The sequence below is a fragment of the Streptomyces sp. NPDC050164 genome, from assembly GCF_044459945.1.
GTDB classification, from domain to species: Bacteria; Actinomycetota; Actinomycetes; order Streptomycetales; family Streptomycetaceae; genus Streptomyces; species Streptomyces coeruleorubidus_A.
Map to the genome: position 1 here is coordinate 519,838 of NZ_JBITJK010000002.1, position 21,372 is coordinate 541,209.

The window sequence follows — 21,372 nt, forward strand, 5'->3', positions numbered from 1 at the left end:
CGTCTATTCGCGAGCCGAATAGAGACGTCGATCATCGTTCGGTAGCTTGCCATGAACTTGACAGCTCTGCAAAGCAGCAGCCAGGCCGCAGGCCCCTTACCGGGCGTGGGGATATCGCTGGACTGAGCGTCCTCGTCTCTTCCGGCCGCCGCCGTTGTCGTACGCCGGGACCCGTCAGTCCTCCATCCGGTCCTCCACCGGATCCAGTTCTCCCCGTTCGACGCAGAACTCGTTGCCCTCGGGGTCGGCCATGACGACCCAGCCTCTGCCGTTCGGGAGGGTGCGGTCCGTCAGGATGCGGGCGCCGAGGGTCATGGCGCGTTCGACCTCCTCGGAGCGGGTGCGGCCTGTGGGCTGCAGGTCGAAGTGGATGCGGTTCTTGGTTGCCTTGTCCTCCTCGACGCTTACGAAGAGGAGGCCGGGGGCGCCGTTCGGGAACTCGATCAGTACCTCGGGGTCGCCGGGCTTGTCCTCGTCGGAGATCGGGTGGCCGAGCAACTCGGACCAGAAACGCGCCAGTTCGTAGGGCTCTCCGGTGCAGTCGAAAGTGATGTGACGGATGGCGGGGTTCAACGGCCGTCTCCCTCGGGCGGGTTGGGGGCGCTGGTGCGCCACCGAAGGATGGGCGGGGAGACGGGGCGCTGTCGAACTATTTCCCGTCGTCGGGAAGGTTTCCGTTGCCGCCCAGGTTGGCGACGATCCGGCGCAGGACGTTGACCGTCACCACGAAGTCGGCGGGCAGGACGCCCTGGTGGGTTTGCTCGTGGACGCGGAGGTTGCGTTCTCGGGCACGGAGGCGGCCGGCCTCGCCCTCCTCGGTCAGGGTCATGGCGCCCGTCGCGTCCTCCGTGAGCCAGCCTCGGGCGATCAGGCCGTCGTATACCTCGTCGAAGTCGGTGTTCAGGTCGCCGTAAGGGGTCAGGCGGTCGGTCAGGGTCGTGCGGGTCCATGAACCGGGGGCGCCGGCCGCGTGGTTGAGGGTCCACCAGTGGGGCTGGGTGAGGCCCTCCACCGCCAGTTGGGCACGCAGGGCTCCTACCACCAGGCGGTAGGCCTGGCCCGTCCATGCGCCGATCGGCTGGGCGGCCAGCTCGTCGTGGGTGTACTCCTTGAGGTCCTGGTCCTTCGTGTGCGCGCTCACGCGTTCCCCTCCCGTGGTTGCCTGGACACGATCAACGTAGGAACTCGAGTTTGGTTGAGGTCAAGGGTCAGCCGATGAAGGCCCTGATCGCTTCGTACAGACGGTCCGGCTGGTCCAGGTGGACGTCGTGGGCCGCGTCGGGGATGCGGGTGAGCCGGGTGTGCGGGCGGTGGGTGAGCATCGTGGCCGGTTCGTCGGAGCGCATCGTGCCGTGTTCGCCCTGGATGAGGAGGATGCGGCAGGTGATGCGGGACCACTCGGTCCAGTAGGCCGTGGTGGCCAGTTCGGCGACCGTGTCGATGATCGTGGTGCGGTCCCACCCCGGATACCAGCCGTCTTCTCGTTTCTCCAGGCTTCTCGCCCAGGCCTCGTGTCCCAGGAAGGCTTCCGCCTCGTCGAGGGACTTGAAGGGGGTCGGCCAGCTGTCCAGCCAGGTCGCGATCTGCGCGGGGAGGTCGGGGGCCGGGCCCGCCGGGCCCGCTTCCACCAGGATCAGGGAGTTCACCAGGTGGGGGTGTGCCGCGGCCAGCAGCATGGCCGTGTGGCCGCCGAGGGACTGGCCCAGCAGGGTCACGGGCGCCAGGCCGAGTTCCTCGATCAGGGCTACGGCGTCCTGGACATGGGCCGCGCGGGTCGTGGTCGCCGGGGTGCGGGTGCTGGCGCCGTGGCCTCGGGCGTCGTACGTCACCACGCGGTGGCCGTCGGCCGACAGCTGCCCGGCGAGCGTGTCCCACTCGCCCTGGTGGCCTGCCAGGCCGTGCAGGAGGAGGAACGTGGCGGCGGGTTCCCCGGCGGGGTGGTGGTCTCTGTGGGCGAGGTACGTGCCGTCGGGGGTGGTGAGGGTCGCGGACCTCGTGCGGGTCAAGTGGCGGCTCCTGTCGGCGGCTTGGCCATCTGCCCGACGGCCACCGTCGGCCTCGGCGGTGGCCGTCGTACGCGGTTCAGAAGCCTACGACGCCGGGCTCAGGTCCGCTCGGCCGAACAGGAGGGCGTAGCCGGCCGGGAGCTGGGCCAGGATGCGGGTCACCAGGTCGTCGCCGACCAGGGGCGGCAGCACGCTCAGGACCGAGCTGACGTCCCAGCGGGCCGTGGCGGGGGTCGCTCCCTCGATACGGGCCGCGACGGAGTCGACGAACTCCGCGGCGGTCAGCCGGCGCGTGGCCGGGATCTGGGAGGCGACCACCCGGGCGGCCTCTTCGGGCAGGGCACGGGCGAGGTCGACCCGTTCGTCGCCGATCACATGACCGCCGAGGGCGGACAGGACGATACGGGTGACCCGTTCCGCCTCCGACCTGGTGGGGTACTGGCCCGATTCCCGCACCGCTTCGATCAGTCGGGTCCAGGCGTTGTCGTCGCCTCGGGTGTCGTGGTTGCGCGGCGGGGCGGGGATCAGGGTCTTCGGGGCCGTGAGAGCAGTCGTCACACTGGGCACCGTCGTCACGCTCATGTGCGGGTCTTCCTCCGTATCCGGTCCTGCGTCGCGCGCCGCCGGGTTACGACACCGGCGACGCGGGGTGGGGGTGGGGCGGGGCTGTCCCGCGGGTGGGACGTCCTCGGTCCTCGGGACAGCCCTCGTGGATGCGTGGGTAGGTGAGTGCCGTGCCGTCAGCCGCTGAGCTGCTTGCGGCTGTCGCCGCCCGTGATCTGGATGCGGCGCGGCTTGGCCTGCTCGGCCACCGGGATGCGCAGGGTCAGCACGCCGGCCTCGTACGAGGCGTCGATGCGCTCCGTGTCCAGCGTGTCGCCGAGGAAGAGCTGGCGGGTGAAGCTGCCGGTGGGACGCTCGGCGACGAGCAGCTCGGCGCCCTCGGGGGCGGGGGACCTGCGCTCGGCTCGGACGTTCAGGACGTTGCGTTCGACGTCCAGCTCGATCGTCTCGGGGTCGATGCCGGGGAGGTCGAAGTGGACGAAGAACTCGTCCCCTGAGCGGTAGGCATCCATCGCCATCGCCGACGGGCGCGTGGCGGGGCCGAAGACCTGCTGGGTGAGCCGGTCGAGTTCACGGAAGGGGTCCGTGCGCATGAGCATCACTGGTCACTCCTCTCTTCAGGCTCTGTCGGTGCGATGCCCTACGTTCTTCGCCTTCTTATATAGCTCGGAGCCGGAAACTTGACAAGCCTCGACTCAGGTTCGGATGCCGTTGGGCAACGCGCCTTCATACGCCCCGGCGCGTGCGCCCCCGACCTCGGGAGTTAGCCTCAGGGATCGCCGGCGGGCAGGCGCAGCGGAAGCAGGAGCAAGAGCAGGAGCAGGACCAGGAGGCAGGTATGGCGAAGGTTCCCAGTGCGGTGATCGCCGCGAGCGGGCTCGTGGGCGGGTACGGCGTGGCCCGCTGGACCCGGCAGCGGCCGCTCGGCGGGGTCGTGCTCGCCGTCGCCGGGGCCGCGGCCGCGCGGCAGTGGCGGCAGCAGGCCGGTGGGGTGGCCGCGGGGGCGTTGTCGGCCGCGTATGGCGCCGCCTTCGCCGCGTCTCATCCGCTGGCCAAGAAGGTGGGTGCCTGGCCTGCCGTGTTCGGGGTGGCGGGGGCCGTGGGTCTGACGTCCTGGGTTGTCGCCGACCGGCGCGGCTGAGGCGGGCCGCGCTCCGGTGAGTCGGGCCGCGCTCCGGGCCTTCGGCGTCCGGGGCGTGTCGCGCGCACGGCAGAGAACAGCACACAGCGAAGAACCCCGGCCCTGAAACCCAGGGCCGGGGTTCTTGTCTTGAGCGCCGGGCAGGCCTTGCACCTGCATCTCCCCGCAGGAAGCGGGGCGTCTTTCCTTGGACCACCAACGCATCGTCCGTCTGCCGGAGTTCCGGCGACCGGATGCAGATCAACTATAGCCCAGTTTTTGTTATCGCTGCGCCGTCCGGGCGTCTCCTCACCGTCCCCACAGGAACGCGACTTACGACGCTGAGGTACGACAACGTGACACGACAGATCAGCCGCCGGAGCATGTTGAAGGCCGCGGGCGCGGCAGCCGGAGCCGCCGGTGTCGGCGTGGGCGTCGGTACGACCGCGCTGGCGGCCCCGGCCTCCGCCGCCGACGCGGCCTTCGCTCACCCCGGGCTGCTGCACACCCGTACCGACCTGGACCGTATGGCGGCCAAGGTGAAGGCGGGCGCCAGACCCTATACGGCCGGGTTCGCCAAGCTCACCGCCAACCGGCACGCGCAGAGCGGCTGGCGGGCCAATCCTCAGGCCACGGTGTATCGGGGGGCGGGTTCGCCCCAGAACTACGCGGTCCTCTACAACGACATCCACGCCGCCTACCAGAACGCCCTGCGGTACCACGTCAGCGGCGAGACCGCGCATGCCGATACCGCGGTGGCGATCCTCAACGCCTGGTCGGGGAAGCTGACGTCGATCCAGGGCTCCGCCGACCGGTTCCTGGCCGCCGGGCTGTACGGCTACCAGTTCGCCAACGCCGCCGAACTCGTACGCGATCACGGTGACTTCGAGCTCGCGCGTGCGCAGGAGGTGATGCGGAACGTCTTCCATCCGCTCAGCGACGACTTCCTGACCCGCCACAACGGCGCCGTGGTCACCAACTACTGGCCCAACTGGGACCTGACGGCCATCGCCTGTGTGCTCGCCACCGGCATCTTCTGTGACGACCGTGCCGTGGTCGACCGGGCCGTGGAGTACTTCAAGCACGGGGACGGCATGGGGTCCGTCAAGCACGCCATTCCCGTCGTGCACGACGACGGGCTCGCCGAGTGGGTCGAGGCCGGGCGGGACCAGGGGCACGCGCTGCTCGGCGTCGGGCTGATGGGCACGGTGTGCGAGATGGCGTGGAACCAGGGGATCGATCTGTACGGGTACGACGACAGCCGGTTCCTCAAGGGGGCGCAGTACGTGGCGAAGTGGAGTCTGGGCGGGGATGTGACGTATACGGCCAACACGCGGAAGAAGGGGGCGATCGGAGGGTGGTCGGGGAGTGAGACCGCGAGCGAGGCCGCGGGTGTGAATCCGGCCATGACTCGGCCGATCTGGGCGGTGATCGCGAACCACTACACCAAGCGGCGGGGGCTGTCGGCGTCGTATGTGACGCGTGCGGCGGCCAAGGCTGCGCCTGAGGGTGGGGGCGGGGATTACGGGCCCAACAGTGGGGGTTACGACCAGCTTGGCTTTGGCACGCTGGCCTTTACTCGGGATCGGGAGCGGGTGGAGGGGGCGGGTTCGGGGGCGGCGCCGAGTGCGGGTCCGTCCGGGGCTGCCTCGGGTGGGGGTGCGCGGCCGCAGGGGGCCGTGAGCGCCTCGGCCTCACCCGCTGGGGATCGTGACCTGGCTGCTACGGGCGCCGAGGATCTGGTCGGCTGGGCCGCCGCGGCGGGGGTTTCCGCTGTCGCGGGTGGGTTGCTGTTGCTGCGGCGGCGGGATCGGGTGCGGCGGGGTGGGGCCGAGTAGCGTCCGGCACGTTGCGAAGGTGCTGGGGCGGTAGCCCGGGCGCGGGTGGGGTCGCTCACCCGCGCTGGCGGGGTGCCGCTTTCTGTGGGACGGGCGCCGCTCCAAGCGGCACGACTGCCCGCAGCTAAGTCGGCACGGCCGCCCGCGGCTTGGGAGAGCCGAGGCTGCCCCAGCCAAAGATGGTGCGCCGCACCGTCGCCGCCCCCAACCCGGGACAGCCGAGGCCACCCCCAGCCAAAGGCGGCGCGCCACACCGTCGCCGCCCCCAGCCCGGGACAGCCGAGGCCACCCCCAGCCGGAGGTCACGCACCCCTACGCCGTCGCCGTCCTCGACCCCGTAGAGCCGGAGCCGGAGCCCGAGGCGGAGGTGGAGTCGCCGCGTCCCTCACCTCGCCCCGTCGGGCCCGCCTTCTCATCGGCCGCCGCCGTCAGCGGCGTGGCGATGTCCTCCAGGGAACGCCGTTCCGCACGCACCGCGAGGATCGCCGCCGCCAGGCCCGCCAGGCACATCAGGGTCGCGCCGATCTGGAAGGCGAGGACCGTGTCGCCGACCTTGCCCGTGCCGGTGAGGTCGGCGAACAGGAGCGGGCCGCTGATGCCGCCGGCTGCCGTGCCGATGGCGTAGAAGAAGGCGATGGACATGGCGCGGGTCTCCATCGGGAAGACCTCGGAGACCGTCAGGTAGGCGCTGGACGCGCCCGCCGAGGCGAAGAACAGCACCGCGCACCAGCATGCCGTCAGCGTGCTCGCGCTCAGGGAGCCCTGGTCGAAGAGCCAGGCCGTGCCGAACAGGAGCAGGCCGGACAGCACATATGTGCCGGAGATCATCACCCGGCGGCCCACCGTGTCGAAGAGCTTGCCCAGCAGCAGCGGGCCGAAGAAGTTGCCGAGCGCGATGACCGCGAAGTAGTAGCCGGTGTTGCCGCTCGGGACGTCGAAGAACGTCGTCAGGATCGCCCCGAAGCCGAAGGTGATGGCGTTGTAGAGGAAGGCCTGGCCGATGAAGAGGGAGAAGCCGAGGACGGCACGGCGGCGGTAGTCGGAGAAGACCGTGCGGCCGATCTCCAGGAAGGAGACGCTGCGGCGCTGGTGGATGGTGATCTCGCCGTCCGGACGCGGCAGCGGTTCGCCGATCTCCTGCTCGACCTTCCGCTCGATCGAGGAGACGATGCGTTCCGCTTCGTCGTCGCGGCCGTGGATCAGCAGCCAGCGGGGGCTTTCCGGGACGTGCCGGCGGACCAGGAGGATCACCAGGGCCAGGACCGCGCCGAGCGCGAAGGTGAGGCGCCAGCCGACGTTCGCCGCGAAGATGTCCGTGTCCAGCGCGACGATCGAGAGGAGGGAGCCGCCGACCGCGCCCAGCCAGAAGCTGCCGTTGATCATCAGGTCGACGCGGCCGCGGTACTCCTTGGGGATCAGTTCGTCGATCGCGGAGTTGATGGCCGCGTACTCGCCGCCGATGCCGAAGCCGGTGAGGAAGCGGAAGAGGAAGAACCACCAGGTGTCGAAGGCGATCGCGGTCAGGGCGGTGGCGCCGAGGTAGACCGCCAGCGTGATCATGAAGAGTCTTTTGCGGCCCCACTTGTCGGTCAGGCGGCCCCAGAAGAGCGCTCCCGAGCAGGCTCCTGCCACGTACAGGGCGGCCGCGAGGCCGGTGACCTCGCCGGAGGTGATGGGCAGGCCGCTGCCGGGCTCCGACAGGCGGCTGGCGATGTTGCCCACGACGGTGACTTCGAGGCCGTCGAGGATCCACACGGTGCCGAGGCCGATGACGATCGTCCAGTGCCAGCGTGACCACGGGAGGCGGTCGAGGCGGGCGGGGATGTCGGTGGTCACGGTTCGGCCGGTCCCGGCCTGTGCGGCGGTGGTCATGGGCTCCCTCCTCATCGAGAAGAACCCGGTTCGAGTGCCCTGAGCGGTTTTGCTTACGCCCTGACACCTGACGCCACCGGTGCGTCACGTCCCACCGCTCACGCCTGCGCCCTTCACGCCCCCAGCGCGTGCGACACCGTGTAGATCAGCAGGCCGGCGAGCGAGCCGACCACCGTGCCGTTGATCCGGATGAACTGCAGATCGCGGCCGATGTTCGCCTCGATCTTCTTCGTGGTGTGCTCGGCGTCCCAGCTCGCCACCGTGTCCGTGATGAGGGAGGTGATCTCCTTGCGGTAGGTGGTGACGACGTACACGGCCGCGCCCTCCACCCACTTGTCGACCTTGTCCTGCACCTTGCGCTCGGCCGCCATCCGGGAACCCAGCGACAGCAGGGAGGCCCGTACGCGCAGCCGCAGCTCGCTGCGCTCGTCCTCCGCGGCCGCGACGATCATGGACCGTACGGCCGTCCAGACGCTGGCGATGAGGTCCTGGACCTCGCCGCGGCCCAGCACCTCGCCCTTGAGCCGCTCGACCCGGGCGCGGGTGTCGGTGTCGGACTGGAGGTCGGAGGCGAAGTCGGTGAGGAAGCGGTCGAGGGCGCCGCGCGCGGGGTGGGCGGGCATGTCGCGCATCTCGGTGGCGAAGCGCAGCAGTTCCTTGTAGACGCGCTCGCCGACCTTCCGGTCGACGAAGCGCGGGGTCCAGCCGGGGGCGCCGCCCTCCACGGCGTCCATCACCTCGTCGCGGTGCAGGACCAGCCAGTCGTGCGCGCGGGTGACGACCAGGTCGACGACCCGTTTGTGACCGCCGTCGGCGACGACCTTCTCCAGCATCTTGCCGATGCCGGGGCCGATCTCCTGAGCGTTGGCGCGGCGGGTGATGGCCTCGCCGACCACGGCCTGGACGTCGGAGTCGCGCAGGACCGTCAGGGCGCCGCGCAGGGCGGTGGACAGCTCCGCCGTGACCCGGTCGGCGTGCTCGGGGACGGCGAGCCAGGCGCCGAGGCGGCTGCCGATGCCGACGGCGCGCAGCCGCTGCCGTACGACGTCCTCGGAGAGGAAGTTCTCACCGACGAACTCGCCGAGGGAGACGCCAAGCTGGTCCTTCTTGGTGGGGATGATCGCGGTGTGCGGGATGGGGATGCCCAGGGGGTGGCGGAAGAGGGCGGTGACGGCGAACCAGTCGGCGAGCGCGCCGACCATGCCCGCCTCGGCGGCCGCGGCGACATAGCCCGCCCAGGGTCCGGCGCCGGAGTTCTGGGCCCACTTGGCGAGGACGTAGACCACGGCCACGAACAGCAGGAGCCCGGTGGCGGTGAGTTTCATGCGGCGCACGCCGCGCTGTTTCTCCTCGTCCGCCGGGCTGAAGGCTGTCATCGCACGGTTCGTGACGGCACCCGGGCGGGCATGCTGCCCCCGGGCCCCGCCCTTTTCTTCCACTTTCGTCCGTTCCATCCGCTCCACCCGCTTGGTGATCCCGCACACATTGTCCCTTCCTCACCGACTCCTGGAACGGAGCAGGAGTTCCCGACGTCTGTCGGGAGGGGGTAATGCCACGGGGGGTCCTGTGAGCTTCCCCCCTGCCCATGACGCATCATGGGCACATCAGATCGGAGCCTGGGGCTCCCATCGCCCGAGGAGAACTACACAGCATGACCCGGGGTCGTGGTTACGCCCTTTTGGCCGGACTGGTCGCTGCAATCGTGGCCCTTTCCACCGCCATATACGTCGGAGTGGCGTCCGACGACGGCACGCAGAGCCGGAACGCCATCACCGACAGCCGTCTTCCGAACAACGCCGCCCCTGCCTCCACCGGCACCTGGGTCGGCACCTGGTCCACCTCCCCGGCCGCGGCCGAGCCCGGCACGGAGACGACCGGCATGGCGGACCGTTCGGTGCGCAACGTCGTCCACACCAGCGTCGGCGGTACGAGTGCCCGCGTGACACTGTCCAATCTCTACGGCCAGTCGCCGCTGAGCATCACACAGGCCTCGATCGCGGTCGCCGCCGGCGGCGGTACGCCCGCCGCGCTGACGGACACGATGCGGCAGCTGACCTTCAACGGCGGGCCGACGGTCGTCATCCCGCCCGGCCGGCAGGTGATGAGCGACGCCGTGCGCATCGTCATCCCGTCCGACGCGGACGTCCTGATCACCACGTACACGCCGACCAGTTCCGGCCCGGTGACGTACCACCCGCACGCCCGGCAGATCTCCTACGTCGCCCAGGGCGACCACACGGCCGACGCGACGGGCGCGCCCTACACCGAGCAGAGCATGTACTGGCGTTACCTGACCGCGCTGGACGTGCTGAGCAACGAGTCCGAGGGGACGGTCGTCGTCCTCGGCGACTCGCTCACCGACGGGATCACCTCCACCGCCGGCGCCAACAACAGGTGGACCGACGTCCTGTCCGACAGGCTACGCGCGGAGATCTCCGCCGGGCGGGACCTGCCCCGCTACAGCGTCGTCAACCAGGGCATCAGCGGGAACCGGGTCCTCACGGACGGACTGGGCCGGCCGGCGGACAACCCCAGCGGGCTGAACCGCTTCGCGCGGGACGTGCTGGAGCGGACGAACGTCAAGGTCGTCGTCATCGACCTCGGGGTCAACGACATCCTGCGCAATCCGCGGCTCGCCGATCCGAACGCGATTCTCGGCGGGTTGCGCACGATGGTCGGGCAGGCGCATGCGCGGGGGCTGAAGGTCGTGGGGGCGACGCTGATGCCGTTCGGCGGGCACCGGGGGTACTCGGACGCGCGGGAGGCTGTGCGGCAGCAGATCAACGCGGAGATTCGGGCGGGGCGGGTCTTCGACGCGGTGGTCGACTTCGACAAGGCGCTGCGTGATCCCTACGACCCGCGCCGGCTGCGGTCCGACTACGACTCGGGCGATCATCTGCATCCCAGTGACAAGGGGTATGCGCGGATGGCGGAGGCGTTCGACCTGGAGAGCCTGAAGGGGTCGGCGCCGGCGGAGCTGTAGAGCTGCCAGCTGCCCAGCACCGGCGTCGGTGCTGGGCGCGGGTGGGTGCGCAACCCGGCGCTGCGGGGTGCCGCCTGCGCCCACCCGTGCCGCCCCAGCGGCACGACTGCCCGCAGGCAGCAGGCGCCTCAGTCCAGCTGGCGGCGGCGTTCCTCCCGGAGCCGCTGCTTCTCCGCCCGGGTCAGCTTTCGCTGGACTCCGACGCCGCCCCAGAAGGCGAAGCCGGTGATGATGACGCGCGGGGCACCGGGGGCGCCGGGGACGCCCTCCTCCTGGTGGTCGAAGCCGCCCATGATGCCGATGCCGCGGACGACGACCTCGACGCCGGGCGGGACGATGACGTCCACCCCGCCCATGATCGCGATCGCGTTGATCTCGACCTCGCGGTCCGCGAAGCTCGCCTCGCGCAGGTCGATCTCCCCGCCACCGCAGAGGGCGAAGCAGGTGAACCGCCGGGGCATCGTCCAGTGCCCCTTGCGCTGGAAGCCGGACATCACGGCGGCGGCCCACGTCGAGGATCCCTCACCGCCGACGATCCGCCCGGACCAGTCCCGGCCGTCCGAGCCGGCGGCGGGCTCCTTGGTCAGTGACACGGAGGGCGCCGTGACGCCCGCGGCCGGCAGGTCACGGGTGATCGGCGCCAGTTCCCCGTACGTCCGCGCCTGGTACGTCGCGTCCAGCCGCTCCTCGAACTCCGCCATGTCGAGACGGCCCTCCGCGAGGGCGTCCCGCAGGATCTCGGCGACCCGTTCACGGTCGGCGTCGGAGGCGCGGAGGTCCGGGACTGAGTCGTCGGTCATGTAAAGCAGCCTACGAGTTACATGTCCCGGACACTATGCGGTCGCACGCTCCGCGTACATCTTGGCGATCACCGCCTCGATGTCCGGCTCCCGCACCGACAGGTCCACCAGCGGGTACTCCGCCGCGATCCGCGCGACCAGCGGCGCCGCCGACTCCGCCGCCGGGAACGCCAGCCACTGCCGCGGACCGTCCACCCGGACGACCCGGGCGGGTGCCGGGGCGTCGATCGGCGGCAGTTCCCGCTCCAGGTCCACGACCAGGGTCCGCTCGCTCTCCCCCGCCTCGTGCAGCCCGGCGAGCGGGCCGTCGTACATCAGGCGCCCGTGGTCGATGACCATCACCCGCTTGCACAACTGCTCGATGTCCTGCAGGTCGTGCGTGGTCAGCAGCACCGTCGTGCCGCGCTCGGCGTTCAGCTCCCGCAGGAACTCCCGCACCTTGGACTTGGACACGACGTCGAGGCCGATGGTCGGCTCGTCGAGGTACAGCACCTCCGGGTCGTGCAGCAGTGCCGCCGCGATGTCGCCGCGCATCCGCTGCCCGAGGGAGAGCTGGCGCACCGGCACGTCCAGCAGGTCGCCCAGGTCGAGGAGTTCGACCAGACGGTCGAGGTTCTCGCGGTAACGGGCGTCCGGGATCCGGTACATGCGGTGCATCAGCCGGTAGGAGTCGACCAGCGGGAGGTCCCACCACAGCGTCGTACGCTGCCCGAACACCACGCCGATGCGATGCGCGAGCCGCATGCGTTCGCGGGAGGGGTCGATGCCGGCGACCCGCAGCCGGCCGGCGCTCGGTGTGAGGATGCCGGTCAGCATCTTGATCGTGGTCGACTTGCCGGCGCCGTTCGGGCCGATGTAGCCGACCATCTCGCCGCGTTCCACGCGGAAGGAGATCGAGTCGACGGCCCGCACCTGCCGCCGCTCCCGTTTCATGAAGCCCGTCTTCTTGCGCACGTCGAAGACCTTCTCGACGCCGTCGAGTTCGATGAACCCGCCGTCCACCCCGGACGCCCCGCCGTCCATCCCTGTCAGCCCGCTGTCCACCCCGGTCAACTCAACTCCCTGTACTCCGGTAGGAACGAAGCCCCACCCGCCACGCCATCCCCGCCAGCGCACAGCAGGCCACCGCCACCAGCGGCGACGCGAAGGCCGTCCACTGCGGCAGCTCGATCGGGTACGGCCGGTCCAGCACATAGGCGGCCGGGACCCAGTTGACGAAGGCGAGCGGCAGCATGAAGGTCACGCCGCGCACCAGGTCCTTCCCGAACACGGTCGGCGGATACTGCAGCAGCGTGGTCCCGCCGTACGTGTACGCGTTCTGCACCTCCGCGGCGTCCTGGGCGAAGATCTGGAAGGCCGCGCCCGCCACGAACACCGCCGAGAAGATCGCCGCGCCGCTGACCACCATCACCGGCACCAGCAGCGCCTTCGGCGCACTCCAGTCGACGTCGACCGAGACCAGCGCCCAGCCCAGGACCACCGCGCCCTGGGTGATCCGGCCCAGACGGCGCAGCGCGAAGCGGTCGGCGCCGACCTGGGCGAGCACCGGCGCGGGACGCACGAGCAGGATGTCGAACGAGCCGTCGCGCATCCGGGCGCCCAGGACGTCCATCGAGCCGAGCACCAGGTCGGCGATCCCGAACGCCGTCACCGACAGCCCGTACAGGAAGGCGATCTCGGGCAGTGACCAGCCGCCCAGCGAGTCGACCTGCGAGAACATCAGCAGGATCCCCACGAAGTCCAGGCCGGTCACCATCAGGTTGCCGAACACCGTGACGACGAAGGAGGTGCGGTAGGTCATGCTGGACCGCACCCACATCCCGGCGATCAACCGGTAGGCCCGCAGCCCCTCCAGCAGGACACTGCGCTCACCCACCCTGCACCACCACCCGCCGCGTCGCGGCCGACTGCAACAGCCGCCCCGCCGCCAGCAGCGCCACCGCCCACGCCGCCTGGAAGACGAACGCCCCGAGCGGGTCGGTCTCCCCCATCAGGACATCCGCCGGCATCTGGATCTGCGCCGCCCACGGCAGCACCCGCACGATGTCGCCGAACACGCCCGGGAAGGCGTTGAGCGGCAGCACCATGCCCGAGAAGAAGACCCCGGTGATCATCACGACCTGGTTGACGCCCATGCCGTCCATGAGCCAGAACACGCTCAGGGCCGCCAGGTAGCGGATCGCGAAGCTGACGACCGTCGCCAGCAGGAGCGTGACCACGAAGGCCGCCCAGGGGACGACCGACGTCGGCAGCGCCATGGGGAAGAAGACCGCGCCGAACGCGAACGGGATGACGCCCCGCCCCAGTATCTGGAACAGCGCCCGCCCCACGTCGCCCGCCAGCCACCACAGTTGGAGATCGGCCGGCCGGTACAGGTCGACGGCGATCTCGCCGGTGCGGATGCGCTCCATCAGGTCCTTCTCGGCGCCGCCGCCCTGGATGGCCAGCGTCGCGTACAGGCACTGCCCCAGCCACACATAGGTCACGGCCTGCGCCTGGTCGTACCCTCCCAGATGCGGTTTCTCGTCCCACAGCGCCAGGTACGTGTAGACGAGGATGAGGCCGAAGACCGTGTTGGTGAACACCCCGGCCACGGTGGCCGCCTTATAGGTCGCGTACCGCCTGAAGCCCCCCGCCGCGACGGCCGCGTACAACCGTCCCGAGCCCACATCCACAGCCCTCCTCGCCGCCCGGCACCGAAGCGCAGGAGCTTAGTGGAGCGGTGATCACGCGTGCCACGCAATTTCGAGGGGCGGCAAAGGCGCTGCGGGCGTGTGCGCACCGGCCCAGACGGTACGATCCGTTGCGTCCGCGTGGGCCGAGGCGCCCGTGGCCAGGGCGAGCAGCATGGCGGCGGTGCCGGCCGGGACGGAGCGTACGAGCCGTCGCATCCACGGTCGTGTCCCCCTTCGGGCGAATGTCGCGCAGGTTCGGGCGACTGTCGCGCAGGCAAGATCGCGATTCGGGCAGGCGTGCGCAACAGCGCGGTTCACCCTGCGCCCGCCCGCGGGCTCGCGCGCACACCGCCCGCCTCGCCACACGGCTCACGACACGGCCCTCGGTCAGGGAACTGATCGCCGGATGGGACAGTCTTCATCACAGGGGCGCAAGAGCGAGCAGAGACGTACGGGAACGACGTACGACGCGAAACAGGAGTCCGTGCACGACATGAGTGACGAGCCTCAGCCGCAGCAGCCGACACCGGGCTGGGCACCGAGAGAGCCGCAGGCGGACGGCGACCCGAACACGCCTCAGGCCCGGCCGGCCGGGAAACCGAAGCGGACCGGCTGGCGCCGGATCATCCCGACCTGGCGTATGACGCTCGGCGCCTTCATCATCGTCGCCCTGCTGCTGGTCGGCGGCTTCTTCCTCGGCTACTCGCTGGTGAAGATCCCGCCGGCCAACGCGCTCGCCACGAAGCAGGCCAACGTGTACCTCTACGCGGACGGTTCCGTGATCGCCCGCGACGGCGAGGTCAACCGGGAGAACGTCACCCTCCCGCGGATCTCCAAGGACGCCCAGCACGCGATCCTGGCCGCCGAGGACCGCGACTTCTACACCGAGTCCGCCGTCGACCCCAAGGCCATGGTCCGCGCCGCCTGGAACACCGCCCTCGGCAAGGGCAAGCAGTCCGGCTCCACGATCACGCAGCAGTACGTGAAGAACTACTACCTGCGCCAGGACCAGACCCTCACGCGCAAGGCCAAGGAGTTCTTCATCGCGATCAAGCTGGACCGCGAGGTGAGCAAGGACCACATCCTCGAGGGCTACCTCAACACCAGCTACTTCGGCCGCAACGCCTACGGCATCCAGGCCGCCGCCCAGGCCTACTACGGCATGGACGCCACGGACCTCGACCCGGCCCGCGCCGCCTACCTCGCCGCGCTCGTCAACGCCCCCAGCCAGTACGACGTCGTCGCCCACCCCGAGAACCGCAAGGCCGCCGAGTCCCGCTGGAACTACGTCCTGGACGGCATGGTCAAGAAGGGCTGGCTCAGCGAGTCCAAGCGGGCCGGCATGAAGTTCCCGGTGCCGAAGGAGTCCACCCTGTCCACCGGCATGTCCGGGCAGCGCGGCTACATCGTCCGGACCGTCAAGGACTACCTCACCCAGAACAAGATCATCGACGAGAGCCGGCTCGACGCCGGCGGCTACCGCATCACCACGACGCTCCAGAAGCCCAGGCAGGACGCGTTCGTGAAGGCCGTCAACGAGCAACTGATGGACAAGCTGGACAAGAAGAACAACAAGGTCGACACCTACGTCCGCGCGGGCGGCGCCGCCGTCGACCCCAAGACCGGCAGGGTCGTGGCGATGTACAACGGCATCGACTACGTCAAGCAGTACACCCCGAACGCCACCCGCAGGGACTTCCAGGTCGGCTCCACCTTCAAGCCGTTCGTGTTCACCTCGGCCGTCGAGAACGACTCGCAGACCCAGGACGGCCGCCCGATCACCCCGAACACGATCTACGACGGCACCAACAAGCGCACCGTCCAGGGCTGGGACGGCGACCCGTACGCCCCCGAGAACGAGGACCAGGTCTCCTACGGCGACATCACCGTCACCGAGGCGACCGACAAGTCCGTGAACTCGGTGTACGCGCAGATGGCCGCCGACGTCGGCCCCCAGAAGGTCAAGCAGACCGCGATCGACCTCGGCGTCCCCGAGACCACCCCCGACCTCGCCGACGGCCCCGCCATCGCACTCGGCACGGCCACCGCCAGCGTCCTCGACATGGCGGAGGCGTACGCCACGCTCGCCAACCACGGCCGGCACGGCACGTACACGATGGTCGAGAAGGTCACCAAGGAGGGCTCGCCCATCGCGCTGCCCGAGCGGCGCACCCGGCAGGCCGTGAGCCGCGAGGCCGCCGACACCACCACCTCGGTCCTGCGCAGCGTCGTCCAGAACGGCACGGCCTCCGCCGCACAGGCCGCGGGCCGACCCGCCGCGGGCAAGACCGGCACCGCCGAGGAGGACACGGCGGCCTGGTTCGCGGGCTACACCCCCGACCTCGCCACGGTCGTCTCCGTCATGGGCCAGGACCCGGTCACCGCCGCCCACAAGTCGCTGTACGGCGCGATGGGCCTGGACCGCATCAACGGCGGCGGGGCGCCCGCCGAGATCTGGGCCCAGTTCACCCGGGACGCCCTGAAGGACAAGCCGGTCACCGACTTCGACCTCAGGCTCCAGCCGGGCGCCGACGTCCCGCAGGCCCCCGCCACCGAACCGCCGGCCGACCCGACCACGGGCGACGCCACCGACGGCGGCAGCACCTCCACCGGCGGCCAGGACACCGGCACCGAGACGCCCGGGCAGACCCCGAGCGCGCCCGAGGGGCAGACCCAGGGCCAGACCGACGGCGGCACCACCGACGGCAGCACGGGCGGCGAGTCCCCCACCGGCGGCGGCACCGCGGACGGCGGGACCGGCGACGGCGGCACCGCCACCGACGGCGGCACGAGCGAGGGCGGTGGCGACGAGACCGACGGCGGCTCGACGGGCGGGCCGTCGGGCCCCGGCTGGGGTGTGGTCCCGCAGGGCGCGCGCCGCGAATAGGCCGGGCTCAGTGGCCCGAGGTCGCCTTCAGCCCCACCACGGCGACCAGCAGCAGGCAAACGAAGAAGATCCGGGCGGCGGTGGCCGGCTCCCCCAGCACGGCCATGCCGAACGCCGCCGCCCCGGCCGCCCCGATGCCCACCCACACGCCGTAGGCGGTGCCGATGGGCAGGGTCCTGGCGGCCTGGGACAGCAGCAGCATGCTGGCGACGATCCCGGCACCGGTGAGAACGCTGGGGAGCGGGCGCGTGAAGCCGTCGGTGTACTTCATACCGACGGACCACCCGACTTCGAGCAGACCGGCGACGACGAGCAGAACCCAGGCCATGACGGCACCTCCGGGAAACGGGCTGACGGTGCGGGTGCGTCGTCTTTGCCTTCGTCCCGGTACGGCGCGTCTCGTCGGGTCCCTCCAACGTAACAAAGGAACACGGAAGGGACCGGTGACGATGGCCACCGGTCCCTTCCGCTGCTGCTTCTGCTTCTTTTCTTCTGGGGCTACAGATAGAGACCCGTCGAGTCCTCCGAGCCCTCGAACCGGTCCGCGGCCACGGCATGCAGATCGCGCTCGCGCATGAGCACGTACGCGATACCGCGCACCTCGACCTCGGCGCGGTCCTCCGGATCGAACAGAACACGGTCGCCCGGCTCCACGGTCCGTACGTTCTGCCCCACCGCGACGACCTCGGCCCAGGCCAGCCGCCGGCCGACCGCCGCCGTGGCGGGGATCAGGATGCCGCCGCCGGAACGCCGCTCGCCCTCGCTGGTGTCCTGCCGCACGAGTACGCGGTCGTGCAGCATCCGGATGGGCAGCTTGTCGGGATGGGTGCTGTGCTCGTTTCTCTTGGCGCTCACGCCCTGAAACCTACCTGTCTTCCCCGTGAACGTACGCAGTCGGGTCAGCCCCTGCGCCGCCGCGTGCTGACGGCCAGCAGCCCGACCACTCCGACGACGACGAGCGCGACCGGCACGACCCGCTCCAGCCGCGGCGCCCCGTCCTCGTCCACGAACCGGGACCGCACATCGGTGACGGCCCGATTGACCCCGACATACGCCCGCCCGAGGGTGTGATCGATATTGGACGCGACCTTGGCCTTGGCGTCCCCGACGATGGTCTTCGGGTGCACCCGCACCCCGATCTCGTCGAGGGTCTCGGCCAGGGTCTCGCGGCGGCGCCTGATGTCCGCCTCGATCTGCGCCGGGGTTCTGGTGTCCGCCGTGTCCGCCACCGTGTCGCCTCCGAAGTCGGTATGAAGCCTGTGCCGGACAGTCTGTCAGCTCCACGGCTCATCGCACTGTCAGGACCCCGGTTACCGGGGCCTTTGCAGAGGGCGCGGCGTTCACACGGACGACCGCCGCAGGCGGAGATCTCGAAGTCCTCGAACAAACTTGCTCACATCGTGTGCAATTCCAGTTGGATGTGATCTTTCGCCGCGAGCGCCCACGAAGCGTTCATACGGTGATCGGTATGCAGCTTCGCTACAACTACCGGGCCTACCCTGACGCCGCCCAGCGCCGTGCGCTGGCGAGAGCGTTCGGGTGCGCCCGCGTGGTGTGGAACGACTGCCTGCGCGACCGCAAGGAAGCACACGCGGCGGGGCTGCCGTATGTGACGTCGGCGGAGTTGTCCCGGCTGCGCATCACCCAGGCCAAGCGCACCGAGGAACGTGCCTGGCTCGCCGACGTGTCAGCGGTCGTCCTGCAACAGTCCCTCAGGGACCTCGACACCGCCTACAAGAACTTCTTCGACTCGGTGAAGGGCAAGCGGCAGGGCCGGAAAGTGGGGCCGCCCCGCTATAAGTCGAAGAAGGACACCCGGCAGTCGATCCGCCTCACCACCAACGCCTTCTCCCTCTAGGACAACGGCACCGTGTACGTGGCCAAGGTCGGCAACCTCAAGGTCAAGTGGTCCCGCCGGCTTCCAGCCGCACCCACATCCCTGACCGTCACCAAGGACAGCTCCGGCCGCTACTTCCTCAGCTTCGTCGTGGACACCGAGCCGGACACCCTCCCCGAGGTGGAGACCGATACCGGGATCGACCTGGGCCTGTCCGCCTTCGCCGTCCTGTCCGACGGCCGGAAGATCGACAGCCCCCGCTTCCTGCGCCGGGCAGAGAAGAAGCTCAAGCGCCTGCAGCGGGAGCTGTCCCGGAAAGTCAAGGGTTCGAAGAACCGGGCCAAGGCCCGCCTCAAGGTCGCACGCCAGCACGCCAAGGTGGCCGACCGGCGCCGGGACTGGCATCACAAGGCTTCCACGCAGATCATTCGCGACAACCAAGCGGTGTACGTGGAAGACCTCGCGGTGTCCGGTCTCGGCCGCACCCGGCTCGCCAAGTCCGTGCACGACGCGGGATGGTCCGCGTTCGTCGGCATGCTGGAGTACAAGGCGGCTCTGCACGGCCGCACCTTCGCCAAGGTGGACCGCGCCTTCCCGTCCACGCAGGTCTGCTCGGCCTGCGGATACCGGGACGGACCCAAGCCCCTGCACGTCCGGCAGTGGACGTGCGGGGCGTGCGGCACGGTGCACGATCGCGATCACAACGCAGCCCGCAACGTCCTCTTCGAAGGACGCCGTATCGTCGCCGCCGGACGGGCGGAGACGCAAAACGCCTGTGGAGCGCCGGTAAGACGGGCACACGTGCCCGCACAGCGCGGTGAAGCAGGAAGCCCCCGGAAGGGTCAGACGATCCAGGCCGGGATTTCTGGACTTCAGGCCAGGGAGCACGTCAAGCTGGTCTGATGAGCGAGCGACTCCAGCCGGGGGACGTGGCCCCCGCCTTCACCCTGCCCGACGCCGACGGCACCGAGGTGTCCCTGTCGGACCACAAGGGCCGCAAGGTCATCGTGTATTTCTACCCGGCGGCCCTCACCCCCGGCTGCACCAAGCAGGCCTGCGACTTCACGGACAACCTGGAGCTGCTGGCCGGCGCGGGCTACGAGGTGATCGGCATCTCCCCCGACAAGCCCGAGAAGCTGGCCAAGTTCCGCGACAAGGAGTCCCTGAAGGTCACGTTGCTGGCCGACCCGGACAAGCAGGTCCTGGAGTCGTACGGCGCCTTCGGCGAGAAGAAGAACTACGGCAAGACCTACATGGGTGTCATCCGCTCCACGATCGTCGTGGACGAGGAGGGCAGGGTCGAGCGCGCGCTGTACAACGTCCGGGCGACGGGGCACGTGGCGAAGATCATCAAGGATCTGGGGATCTGAGGCCCTCTCCGCTTCCTGGAACGGCTCGTACCGGATAGGTCCGGTACGAGCCGTTCCGTATTTCGGGCGTGACTGTCCGATAAACGGTTCGTTACTCCGTGCGAGACCGCGAACGGGTGGTCGGGGACGGAGTGACGGAGGGGCTCGATGGGGGCGAGTGCGTACACCAGGGAGCGGCTGGAGGAGGCCGCTCGGGGGGCGCGGACGTTGTCCGATGCATTGGTGCGGTTGGGGGTGGATCCGAAGAGTTCGACGCGGCGGTATGTGCACGAGCGGATGAAGAAGCTCGGGGTGGACGTGTCGCACTTCGAGCGTGAGGGGGTGAAGTGGACGAGAGACGTCCTTGAGCAGGCGGTCGCGGCGTCGACGAACATGGGCGACGTGCTGCGGCACCTCGGGCTCGAAGTGGTGGGCGGACATCACACGCACATCAGCCGCCGGATCAAGGCGTACGGCATCGACACGTCGCACTTCCGGGTGCCGACGAGGCGTGGGAAGCCCTGGCGTCCACGCACCCCGGAGTCCTTCCTCGTCGAGCAGCCCGCCGATCGCGCCCGGCGTGTTCCGAGCGACCGCCTCAGATGGGCGATGACGGTTTCCGGAGTGGCGGAGCGGTGCGCCCTCTGCGGCATGGAGGCGGTCTGGCGGGGCCGCCCACTCCCCCTGGAGGTCGATCACATCAACGGCCGCTGGAGGGACAACCGGATCGAGAACCTTCGGTTCCTGTGCCCCAACTGCCACGCGACGACGGACAATTACCGGGGGCGCGCCAAGGTGCGTGAGCAGGGGCGCGCCTCATGAACAGCCGGCGTGCACGACCTGCACCCGAGGAACTGCGTGTCGCGGTCGCCGAGTCCGTCTCCATCGCAGAGGTGCTTCGCCGCCTGGGGCGCCCGGACAGTGGCACCCAGCGCGAGCATCTGCGCCGGTGGATCGACGAGGAACAGCTCACCACCGAGCACTTTCTGGGACAGGCCCACCAGCGAGGGAAGCGGGGTCCGGCCCTGGGCAGACGTCCTGAGGAGATCCTGGTCAAGCACGACGGCGAGCGTCGGACCCGCACCGTTGTACTGCGTCGGGCACTCCACGAGATGGGCATAGCCGAAGAGTGCGCGGACTGCGGGATCGGCCCCGAGTGGCTCGGCAAACCCATGACGCTGGAGGTGGATCACATCAACGGTGACTGGAGCGACGACCGGCTGGAGAACTTGCGGTTACTGTGCCCCAACTGCCATGCGGTGACGAGTACCTGGTGCAGAGGCGGCAGCAGGCGTTCGCCACAGCCTCGCCCCACATGACCGGTACCATGACCTGGACGCGGCCGTGGCGGAATTGGCCTACGCGCAACACTTAGGATGTTGTGGGAGAAATCCCTTGAGGGTTCGAGTCCCTCCGGCCGCACACCTTCAAATCGATGGCC

The 21,372-nt window shown here is 69.9% G+C and carries 21 protein-coding genes, 1 tRNA gene, 1 pseudogene and 1 riboswitch; of the genes and pseudogenes, 9 read left to right on the top strand and 14 right to left on the bottom strand.

Going from position 1 to position 21,372, the window contains the following annotated elements; translation table 11 throughout:
• Window positions 1-174: 174 nt before the first annotated feature.
• The 5 genes from ACIBNA_RS05180 to ACIBNA_RS05200 all read right to left on the bottom strand — a co-directional run bounded on the left by ACIBNA_RS05180 (window position 175) and on the right by ACIBNA_RS05200 (window position 3,169).
• The gene (locus ACIBNA_RS05180) at window positions 175-573 is read right to left on the bottom strand and encodes a VOC family protein (protein ID WP_399163892.1); all 399 of its coding nucleotides are present in this window, start codon (window positions 571-573) and stop codon (window positions 175-177) included.
• A 76-nt stretch (window positions 574-649) separates the two neighbouring features.
• On the bottom strand, window positions 650-1,141 hold the full coding sequence (locus tag ACIBNA_RS05185) for a MarR family transcriptional regulator (protein WP_399163893.1): 492 nt from the start codon (window positions 1,139-1,141) through the stop codon (window positions 650-652).
• 67 nt (window positions 1,142-1,208) lie between these two features.
• On the bottom strand, window positions 1,209-2,006 hold the full coding sequence (locus tag ACIBNA_RS05190; protein ID WP_399163894.1) for an alpha/beta fold hydrolase: 798 nt from the start codon (window positions 2,004-2,006) through the stop codon (window positions 1,209-1,211).
• A gap of 84 nt (window positions 2,007-2,090) precedes the next feature.
• Window positions 2,091-2,588 carry a DUF2267 domain-containing protein gene (locus ACIBNA_RS05195; protein ID WP_397705797.1) on the bottom strand — a complete coding sequence of 166 codons (498 nt, stop codon included), beginning with the start codon at window positions 2,586-2,588 and terminating at the stop codon, window positions 2,091-2,093.
• 158 nt (window positions 2,589-2,746) lie between these two features.
• Window positions 2,747-3,169 carry an Hsp20/alpha crystallin family protein gene (locus tag ACIBNA_RS05200; RefSeq protein WP_274818074.1) on the bottom strand — a complete coding sequence of 141 codons (423 nt, stop codon included), beginning with the start codon at window positions 3,167-3,169 and terminating at the stop codon, window positions 2,747-2,749.
• Between the two features lie 239 nt (window positions 3,170-3,408).
• Between ACIBNA_RS05200 and ACIBNA_RS05205 the strand changes: the two genes are divergently transcribed.
• Together ACIBNA_RS05205 and ACIBNA_RS05210 are read left to right on the top strand one after the other, a co-directional pair.
• Entirely contained in the window at window positions 3,409-3,711 is a 303-nt protein-coding gene (locus ACIBNA_RS05205) for a hypothetical protein (RefSeq protein ID WP_399163895.1), read from the top strand.
• 362 nt (window positions 3,712-4,073) lie between these two features.
• Window positions 4,074-5,528 (top strand): alginate lyase family protein, encoded by a 1,455-nt coding sequence (locus ACIBNA_RS05210; protein ID WP_399163932.1) that lies wholly within the window; start codon window positions 4,074-4,076, stop codon window positions 5,526-5,528.
• Between the two features lie 312 nt (window positions 5,529-5,840).
• Here ACIBNA_RS05210 and ACIBNA_RS05215 read toward each other — a convergent pair whose 3' ends face one another.
• Entirely contained in the window at window positions 5,841-7,400 is a 1,560-nt protein-coding gene (locus tag ACIBNA_RS05215) for an MFS transporter (protein ID WP_399163896.1), read from the bottom strand.
• 113 nt (window positions 7,401-7,513) lie between these two features.
• Entirely contained in the window at window positions 7,514-8,854 is a 1,341-nt protein-coding gene (locus ACIBNA_RS05220; protein ID WP_399163897.1) for a DUF445 domain-containing protein, read from the bottom strand.
• Window positions 8,855-9,051: 197 nt separating this feature from the next.
• Between ACIBNA_RS05220 and ACIBNA_RS05225 the strand changes: the two genes are divergently transcribed.
• Window positions 9,052-10,383, top strand: a complete 1,332-nt coding sequence (locus ACIBNA_RS05225; RefSeq protein ID WP_399163898.1) for an SGNH/GDSL hydrolase family protein — start codon at window positions 9,052-9,054, stop codon at window positions 10,381-10,383.
• A gap of 128 nt (window positions 10,384-10,511) precedes the next feature.
• On the opposite strand, the gene ACIBNA_RS05230 is transcribed toward ACIBNA_RS05225, so the two are convergent.
• Genes ACIBNA_RS05230 through ACIBNA_RS05245 form a run of 4 tightly spaced genes read right to left on the bottom strand, consistent with a single transcriptional unit; the run spans window position 10,512 to window position 13,852 of the window.
• Entirely contained in the window at window positions 10,512-11,183 is a 672-nt protein-coding gene (locus ACIBNA_RS05230) for a DUF1707 domain-containing protein (protein ID WP_399163899.1), read from the bottom strand.
• 33 nt (window positions 11,184-11,216) lie between these two features.
• Window positions 11,217-12,206, bottom strand: coding sequence for an ATP-binding cassette domain-containing protein (locus ACIBNA_RS05235; protein ID WP_399163933.1), 990 nt, complete (start codon window positions 12,204-12,206; stop codon window positions 11,217-11,219).
• Window positions 12,207-12,237: 31 nt separating this feature from the next.
• Entirely contained in the window at window positions 12,238-13,059 is an 822-nt protein-coding gene (locus ACIBNA_RS05240; protein ID WP_399163900.1) for an ABC transporter permease, read from the bottom strand.
• A complete protein-coding gene (locus ACIBNA_RS05245) occupies window positions 13,052-13,852 on the bottom strand; it encodes an ABC transporter permease (protein WP_399163934.1) in 801 nt (266 codons plus the stop codon). The genes ACIBNA_RS05240 and ACIBNA_RS05245 overlap by 8 nt, the downstream gene beginning before the upstream one ends.
• A gap of 499 nt (window positions 13,853-14,351) precedes the next feature.
• Between ACIBNA_RS05245 and ACIBNA_RS05250 the strand changes: the two genes are divergently transcribed.
• Window positions 14,352-16,745 carry a transglycosylase domain-containing protein gene (locus ACIBNA_RS05250; RefSeq protein ID WP_399163901.1) on the top strand — a complete coding sequence of 798 codons (2,394 nt, stop codon included), beginning with the start codon at window positions 14,352-14,354 and terminating at the stop codon, window positions 16,743-16,745.
• A gap of 7 nt (window positions 16,746-16,752) precedes the next feature.
• Here the strand turns inward: ACIBNA_RS05250 and ACIBNA_RS05255 are convergent, their stop codons facing one another.
• The 3 genes from ACIBNA_RS05255 to ACIBNA_RS05265 form a co-directional block, all read right to left on the bottom strand.
• The gene (locus tag ACIBNA_RS05255; protein ID WP_399163902.1) at window positions 16,753-17,073 is read right to left on the bottom strand and encodes a DMT family transporter; all 321 of its coding nucleotides are present in this window, start codon (window positions 17,071-17,073) and stop codon (window positions 16,753-16,755) included.
• A 33-nt stretch (window positions 17,074-17,106) separates the two neighbouring features.
• Window positions 17,107-17,177: riboswitch (guanidine-III (ykkC-III) riboswitch) on the bottom strand.
• Window positions 17,178-17,243: 66 nt separating this feature from the next.
• Window positions 17,244-17,600 carry a co-chaperone GroES gene (locus ACIBNA_RS05260; protein ID WP_010040015.1) on the bottom strand — a complete coding sequence of 119 codons (357 nt, stop codon included), beginning with the start codon at window positions 17,598-17,600 and terminating at the stop codon, window positions 17,244-17,246.
• Between the two features lie 44 nt (window positions 17,601-17,644).
• A complete protein-coding gene (locus ACIBNA_RS05265; protein WP_399163903.1) occupies window positions 17,645-17,974 on the bottom strand; it encodes a DUF3618 domain-containing protein in 330 nt (109 codons plus the stop codon).
• Window positions 17,975-18,213: 239 nt separating this feature from the next.
• Here ACIBNA_RS05265 and ACIBNA_RS05270 point away from each other — a divergent pair.
• The 5 genes and pseudogenes from ACIBNA_RS05270 (at window position 18,214) to ACIBNA_RS05290 (ending at window position 21,353) form a co-directional block, all read left to right on the top strand.
• A pseudogene (locus tag ACIBNA_RS05270) lies at window positions 18,214-19,485 on the top strand (RNA-guided endonuclease InsQ/TnpB family protein).
• On the top strand, window positions 19,485-19,952 hold the full coding sequence (bcp, locus tag ACIBNA_RS05275) for a thioredoxin-dependent thiol peroxidase (protein WP_388063875.1): 468 nt from the start codon (window positions 19,485-19,487) through the stop codon (window positions 19,950-19,952). The pseudogene ACIBNA_RS05270 and the gene bcp overlap by 1 nt, the downstream one beginning before the upstream one ends.
• 147 nt (window positions 19,953-20,099) lie before the next feature.
• Window positions 20,100-20,753: an HNH endonuclease signature motif containing protein gene (locus ACIBNA_RS05280; RefSeq protein ID WP_399163904.1), complete on the top strand. Its 654-nt coding sequence runs from the start codon at window positions 20,100-20,102 to the stop codon at window positions 20,751-20,753.
• Window positions 20,750-21,250 carry an HNH endonuclease gene (locus ACIBNA_RS05285; protein ID WP_399163905.1) on the top strand — a complete coding sequence of 167 codons (501 nt, stop codon included), beginning with the start codon at window positions 20,750-20,752 and terminating at the stop codon, window positions 21,248-21,250. The genes ACIBNA_RS05280 and ACIBNA_RS05285 overlap by 4 nt, the downstream gene beginning before the upstream one ends.
• 19 nt (window positions 21,251-21,269) lie before the next feature.
• Window positions 21,270-21,353, top strand: a tRNA-Leu gene (locus ACIBNA_RS05290).
• Window positions 21,354-21,372 lie beyond the last annotated feature (19 nt).